Annotated in this window: 7 protein-coding genes; 2 read left to right on the forward strand and 5 right to left on the reverse strand. The window is 68.5% G+C overall.

The genetic code is table 11. The annotated features are described in order from the left end of the window. A partial coding sequence (locus DTW89_RS18245; protein WP_114656964.1) for a DUF748 domain-containing protein occupies positions 1-1,124 on the reverse strand: 1,124 nt, incomplete at its 3' end. A gap of 180 nt (positions 1,125-1,304) precedes the next feature. Here DTW89_RS18245 and DTW89_RS18250 point away from each other — a divergent pair. Continuing rightward, on the forward strand, positions 1,305-1,670 hold the full coding sequence (locus DTW89_RS18250) for a hypothetical protein (protein WP_236637208.1): 366 nt from the start codon (positions 1,305-1,307) through the stop codon (positions 1,668-1,670). A 52-nt stretch (positions 1,671-1,722) separates the two neighbouring features. Further along, positions 1,723-2,580, forward strand: a complete 858-nt coding sequence (locus DTW89_RS18255; RefSeq protein ID WP_114656969.1) for a creatininase family protein — start codon at positions 1,723-1,725, stop codon at positions 2,578-2,580. Between the two features lie 76 nt (positions 2,581-2,656). On the opposite strand, the gene DTW89_RS18260 is transcribed toward DTW89_RS18255, so the two are convergent. The 4 genes from DTW89_RS18260 to DTW89_RS18275 form a co-directional block, all read right to left on the reverse strand. Beyond that, entirely contained in the window at positions 2,657-3,700 is a 1,044-nt protein-coding gene (locus DTW89_RS18260; RefSeq protein WP_114656965.1) for a VWA domain-containing protein, read from the reverse strand. Between the two features lie 27 nt (positions 3,701-3,727). After that, a complete protein-coding gene (locus DTW89_RS18265; RefSeq protein ID WP_114656966.1) occupies positions 3,728-4,780 on the reverse strand; it encodes a DUF58 domain-containing protein in 1,053 nt (350 codons plus the stop codon). Beyond that, the gene (locus DTW89_RS18270) at positions 4,761-5,792 is read right to left on the reverse strand and encodes an AAA family ATPase (protein WP_114656967.1); all 1,032 of its coding nucleotides are present in this window, start codon (positions 5,790-5,792) and stop codon (positions 4,761-4,763) included. Before DTW89_RS18270 ends, DTW89_RS18265 begins: the two co-directional genes overlap by 20 nt. A 207-nt stretch (positions 5,793-5,999) precedes the next feature. Continuing rightward, entirely contained in the window at positions 6,000-6,863 is an 864-nt protein-coding gene (locus DTW89_RS18275) for a S1C family serine protease (protein WP_442858120.1), read from the reverse strand. Between the last annotated feature and the right edge of the window lie 10 nt (positions 6,864-6,873).

A 6,873-nucleotide genomic window follows, 5' to 3' on the forward strand; every position in this document is an offset into this window, starting at 1 on the left:
GGGTTTGCGCTGCTGGCGGGGGCCTGGGGGGCCGATGCCGCCGGTGATGTGCGTGCCGGCGCTGCCGGTTTGGCGGCGGCGGCCGGGGTAGCCAGTTGCGCGAGGTTGACCGCGCCCTGGGCATTGCGCGCGGCCGTCACGATGGGCGACGCCAGCTCCACGCGGGCCAGGCGCACCACCTGGTCGAGCGGCCGCACATCGGCCATGTCCACCGTGAGGCGCTCGTACGACAGCAGGGGCTGGTTGTTGCGGTCAGCAATCTTGACGTTGCGTGTCTGCGCCGTGCCGCTCAGTGTGACGGCCAGGCGGGGTGCCTGCTCAAACGCCACCTTCAGGTCCAGGTCGAGCAGCGCACCCTGCACCCGCACCGGCAGGCTGGCGGGCAGGTAGGGCAGGTAAGGCGCCAGATCAAGCCCTTCCCACTTCACCGTGGCGTCGCCCTTGCCGGTCTGTGCAAAAGGCGTGCCCTGCACCGACGAGTCAAACCGGCTGTCGCCGACGACAAACGACAGGTGCGGCTCCACCTTGATCTCGCGTTGCGAGGGCAGGGTGCTGATGAAAGGCACTTTGAGGGCCAGCTGGCGCACGGTGTGGAGTGCGTCGACCCTGTGGTCGTTGAATTCGATGGTGCCGTCCGTTAGCGCCAGGTTGTAAAGCGCCAGCCGTGCGGGGCCGCTGGCCGGTTTGTCGCTGGGGGCGGCGAGCCGCGCGAGGATGTCGTCCACGTCGTAGTGGCCGTCCGAGAGGTGCGTGAGCCGCAGATGGGGGGCGTCGATCGCGAGGGCATCCACCACCGGCGCCAGGCGCACCAGCGACTGCAGCTCGGCATCGGCATAGATGCGTGCAATCTGAAGCTGCGGGGGGCCGCCCTGGGCGCCGCCAATGGCGATGTCGCGCAGGGTCAATTCCAGCGTCCAGGGCGTGAACTCGATCGCCCCCACGGTTACCGGTCGGCCCAGCTGTTCACTGGCGATGCGCTCCAGCGGGCCTTTCGCCAGGTGCGCAATAGCCAGCCAGCTGACCAGCCACCACACGATCAAGGCCGCCAGTGCGCCCACTGCGAGGCGAAGCCAGCGTTGCTGGCGCGAGGAGGCAATAGAAAAAGAGGGCAGGGACAAAGGCATGGCGACGTGCAAAAAGTGAGCGCCGCGGTCCCAAGGGCTTGATGCAAAACGACCGCGCGCGAGCCGCTATTGTCCCCGTTGTCTGACCGTCGGGGTAAGCCATTGCATCCCGTGCACCGGGGTGCTTCCAACTGGTGGATAGTCGGGGTGGCCATGCCCCTGTCGGGCACAGCCACTTCCATGCAGCCCTCTTCTTCTTCTTCTTCTTCTGTGGTCGTTCCTGCAGCAACTATCTGGTCGCGCTCGCTCACCCGCCTGCTGCGTGGCAGCGGCTGGCTGCTGCTGGGCCTGTGTGCGTTGCTGGCAGCGCTGTCCTTTCACGGCTTCACGTTGTATTGCGAGAACTTTGGCTGCATCTACCGGGGCCTTGTCTGGGTGGTGTGGGCCGTGCTGGCGGGCGTGGGGCTGGTGGCGGCGCTGGCAGTGCGGGCATGGCAGCGCCGCCGTGGCTTCAGCACGCGCGCCAGCGGGCTGGCACTGGTGCTGTTGCTGGCGATGGGCGTGGGCCATCTGCTGTATTGGCTGCTCACCACGGGGCTCAAGTGACCTGCATTCCTTTCATGCCCAGGCCGAGGCGGCAGCCACTACCATGGCGGGCATGACTGCTGCCACCCATCCACCCCTGCCGTCGCGCTTCTGGGCCGACCTTTCCACCCGCGACTTCACCGGGCTGCGCGCCAGCGGCCAGGCCCGGCAGACGGTGGCCGTGCTGCCCGTGGCGGCCATCGAGCAGCATGGGCCGCACCTGCCGCTGTCGGTGGATGCCACGCTGCTGCAGGGCGTGATGGACGCCGCGCTGCCGCTGCTGCCCGCTGCGCTGCCCGTGCTGTTTTTGCCGCCGCAGGTGGTGGGCCTGAGCCCCGAGCACATCCGCTTTCCCGGCACGCTCACGCTGTCGCCCGCCACGGTGATCGCGCTGTGGACCGAGATTGGCGAATGCGTGGCGCGCGCCGGGGTGAAAAAGCTCCTGCTGTTCAACGGCCATGGCGGCCAGGTCAGCGTGATGGACATCGTGGCGCGCGAGTTGCGCACGCGCAGCCATCTGCTGGTCTACAGCGCCAGCTGGTTCAGCCTGCCTCTGCCCGACGCCGTGGCTGGCCAATTCAGTGCCGAAGAGCACCGCTTTGGCATCCATGCGGGCGAGATCGAGACCTCAATGATGCTGCACCTGGCGCCAAGCGCGGTGCACATGGAACACGCGCGCGATTTCCGCTCCACCTCGCAGGACCGGGCCGAGCGCTACGCCATCCTGGGCAACGGCAAAAGCGCCAAGCTGGGCTGGCAGATGCAGGACTACCACGTGGCCGGTGCCGTGGGCAATGCCGCCGCCGCCACCGCCGACAAGGGCCGCGCGGTGGTGGATGCCGCCGCACAGCAACTGGTGCGCTTGCTGCAAGAGCTGCACGACCTGCCGCTGGCCACCTTGGTGGATGGCCCCGGAGGACTGGTCGAATAACGGGTATTTTGGGTGTTTTTTGGCTCTAGCACTTATGGAGTAAGCGCAAGCAGCTATTATTTTGATAGTTTTTTAACTACATCACCCGCCCAAACCACCCCACCGACAGCCCGGCGGCCAGCACCGCCAGCGCCGCCCCCACCAGCGCCAGCAGGGCAGAGACTTCGGTTTCGCGCTTTTCCACCGTAAGGCGCGAACTCAGGGTTTCATAGACCTTCTTCAGGTCGGCGGCGGTGGCGGCGTGGAAATATTCGGCCTGGGTGCGCAAGGCCACGGCCTTGAGGGTTTCTTCATCGAGCCGCACGCGCATCGACCAGCCCTCGAAACCGATGGTTTCACCCTGCACCGTGCCCACGCCCACGGTGTACACACGCACGCCCCGGTCGGCGGCCCACTGGGCGGCTTCGAGCGGGTCCACCCCGGTGGTGCGCTGGCCGTCGGTCAGCATGATGATGGCGGCCGAGTTGTAAGACCCGGGGGCGACGGGCGTGAAGGTCTTGGCCGGGTCCTGCCGGGTGACCTCGTCGAGCGAGCGCGGCCGCATGGCCTGGCGCTCGCCCAGCGCCGCAATGTCGATGCCTGCGTTGGGGAACAGCGTGGCCAGCGCCAGCATGATGCCGTTGCCCGTGGCCGTGCCGCGCTGCAGCTGAAAGCTGTCGATCGCCTTGACCAGGTCTTCATGGCTCTGGGTGGGCAGTTGCGCCAGTTGGGCGCTGCCCGCAAACGCCACGATGCCCACACGCACATGGCGCGGCAGCTCGGCAATGAAGGCCTTGGCGGCGTTCTGCGCGGCGGTGAGGCGGTCGGGCTCCACGTCAGTGGCGCGCATGCTGCCCGACACATCCATGGCCAGCACGATGGTCTGCTGCTCTGAGGGCAGCGTGATCACCGCCATGGGGCGCGCCGCCGCCAGCAGCAGGGCCACCAGCGCCAGCAAAAACAGGGTGGGCGGGATGTGGCGGCGCAGGCGCTGGCCGGGGCCGAGCGCCGCGCGCACCAGGCCGAGGCTGGGGTAGTTCAGCGCCTGCTGCTTGCGCCGGTGCAGCAGCCAGGCGTACAGCGCCACCAGCAGCGGCACCGCCAGCAGCAGCCAGAGCAGGGTGGGCCAGAGAAAAGCCATGGTCGGTTGTCCTTGGGTGAGTGGGTTTCAGGCAGTGGCCTGCGCGGTCTGCCCGGCCAGCACGGTGGTGGGGCGGGGGCTGGACTGGACAGCGCGCAGCCGCGGCCCGGCGCGGCGCTGGCGCAGGTCCATGAAGCGCAGCAGGGCGTCGATCAGGTCGTCATCGGTGCGCAGCTCCAGCGTGTCGGCGCCCGCGGCGGCCAGGCTGGTGCGCAGGGCGGCCTCGCGCTCGGCGGCCAGGCGGGCAAAGCGCTGGCGAAAGGCCTTGTCGTGCGTGTCGACCTGCAGTTGCTCGCCGGTCTCGGCATCGCGCAACAGCACCAGGCCCAGGTCGGGCAGCTCCAGTTCGAGCGGATCGAACAGGCGCACGGCCACCACGTCGTGGCGCTGCGCCAGCTGGGCCAGCGGCTTTTCCCAGCCGGGCGCGCTGATGAAGTCCGACACCACGAACACTGTGGAGCGCCTGCGAATGCCGCCCAGCCCGGCCTGCAGCAGCACGCCCAGTTGCGTGCCGCCCGCCGCCCGTTCGGCGGCCGGTTGCAGCAGCCGGTGCACCAGGTGCAGCACCTGCGCGCGGCTGTTGCGCGGGGGCAGCACGGCATCTACCGCGCGTGCGCTGCGGCCCTCTGCATTCTTTGCGCCACCCGCACCCCCCGCGCCATACAGCATGGCGCCCACGCGGTTGCCGTGGCGCGTGAGCAGGCGCGCCAGCACGGCCACAAAGCGGGTGAGGATGTCGCGCTTGGCGTGGCCCTGCGGGCCAAAGTGGATGGAGGGGCTCAGGTCCAGCAGAAACCAGGCCGACATTTCGCGGTCTTCGGTGAACACGCGCACATGGGGCGTGTTCAGGCGGGCCGTGACGTTCCAGTCGATGTGGCGCACATCGTCGTGGGGCTGGTACTCGCGCAGATCGGCCAGGTCGAGCCCGCTGCCGCGCACCAGCGTGCGGTAGTCGCCCTGCAGCAGGCCGTCGAGCCGCCGGATGACATGCCACTCCAGCTGCCGCAGCAGGCGGTCGGCCTCGCCGGGCAAGCGGGGCAGGGGCTGCCCGGTGGCGGGTTCAGGCGGCTTGTTGCTCATGGTGAGTGCCCAAGCTGTTTTGCAGGTGGTGCAAAGGCCGCGCAGGCGCCGGTATCTTGGCCATGATGCGGGCAATCAGCGCATCGGCATCCAGCCCGTCCGACAGCGCCTCGTACGACAGCGACAGCCGGTGGCGCAGCACATCGGCCGCCAGATCGGTCATGTCTTCGGGCAGCACGTAGGCGCGCCCGCGCAGCATCGCCAGGGCCTGCGCGCCTTCAGCCAGGCAGATGGTGGCGCGCGGGCTGGCGCCGCAGGCAATGAACTGCGCAATGTCCTGGACGCCATGCTGCGCGGGCGCCCGCGTGGCTGCCACCAGCTTCACCGCATATTGCAGCAGCGACGGGTCCACATACACGCTGCGGCATTCGGCCTGCAGGGCCGACAGCTGCGCCGTGGTGGCCACGGGCAGCACCTGCACGGGCGCAGCCAGCGCGCGCTGGGCAATCACGAACTCTTCCTCTTCGGTGGGGTAACCCAGCAGCACCTTCATCATGAAGCGGTCCACCTGCGCTTCGGGCAGGGCGTAGGTGCCTTCGGTTTCGATGGGGTTTTGCGTGGCCATCACCAAAAAAGGCGCGGGCACCTTGTGGGTTTCGCCGGCAATCGTCACCTGGCGCTCCTGCATCACCTCCAGCAGGGCGCTTTGCACTTTGGCGGGGGCGCGATTGATTTCGTCGGCCAGCAGCAGGTGCGTGAACACTGGGCCCAGCGTGGTGCTGAACTCGCCCGTCTTCTGGTTGTACATGCGCGTGCCCACCAGGTCGGCGGGCACCAGGTCGGGCGTGAACTGGATGCGCTTGAAACTGCCCTGGATGGTGCGCGCCAGCGTCTTGATGGTGAGCGTCTTGGCCAGGCCGGGCACGCCCTCGACCAGCAGATGGCCCTGGGCGAGCATGGCCACCATGACACGTTCCAGAAAACGGTCTTGCCCCACCACGACGCGCTTGACCTCGTAGAGCACCTGCTCCATCAGCGTGGCGGTGGATGCGTTGTTCGTTGCGGCTTCCATGGGTTCCCTTCCTTGTCAGTGATCAACGATGCTGCGGGCCGTCACCAGCCCGAGCAACTGGCGCGGTGCAAAGCCAGCGCCCCCGCGCAAGGGCCGCCCCGCCGCGAAGGCGGCATATCCAGTCCGTGCGCTGGGGGCGTCCCCCTCCCGCATCGCGCAGCGAAGCGAGAGAGGGGGAAGGCGCGAAGCTCAGGGGGGTGCCTCCTGCTAAAACGGCGGCATGCCCACCGCAGCCGCGGCGTTTTCAATGGGCACGGCAAAGCCGATGCCGATAAAGGTGCGGGCCTCGGTGGGGTTGAGGATGGCGGTGACGATGCCCACCACCTCGCCTTCCATGGTGACCAGCGGGCCGCCCGAGTTGCCGGGGTTGGCGGCCGCGTCGAACTGGATCAGGTTGGTGAGCGGACGGGTGCCTTCGGGCGGATCGAATTCACGGTCCAGGCCCGACACCACGCCCGCCGACGCCGATGGCCCGATGCCAAACGGAAAACCGATGGCCACCACCTGGTCGCCCGCCCGCAGGTCTTGCGTGGAGCGCAGCGGCGCGGCGGCCAGGTCGTCGGGCACCTTGTGGGCCTGCAGCACGGCCAGGTCGTTTTCGGGCTGGACGCCGGTGACGCTGGCGGTGGTTTCCAGCCCATCATGGAAGGTGATGGTGATGCGGCTGGCCCCCAGTACGACATGCAGGTTGGTGAGGATGATTCCCGAATCCACAATCACCACGCCGGTGCCAATGCCGCGCTCGAGCTCTTTCTTGCCGTTCTTGCTGCGCGTGTAGCTCGCCACACGCACCACCGAGGGCGCCACGGCCTCCACCGCCGCTGTGGCGGGCGATGGCAAGGTGGTGTTCTCCAGGGTGCGCAGCACGGCGGCGTCGATGTCGTCCTGCGTGATGCGGCGGGGCGTGGTGCCCGGGTGCAGCCACAGGCTGGCCAGCAGCAGCGCGGTGAGCAGCACCACGGCCGACCACAGGGCGCGCAGGTGGTTGCGCGGGGCGATTGGTTTTGCGGATGCGGCGGCGGGCGGTGCCAGCGGTGGTGACGGCTGCGGCGCGCTGGCCACTGCGGCCACCGGTTCTGCC

The sequence above is a fragment of the Acidovorax sp. BoFeN1 genome (assembly GCF_003345135.1).
Lineage (GTDB): Bacteria > Pseudomonadota > Gammaproteobacteria > Burkholderiales > Burkholderiaceae_C > Acidovorax > Acidovorax defluvii.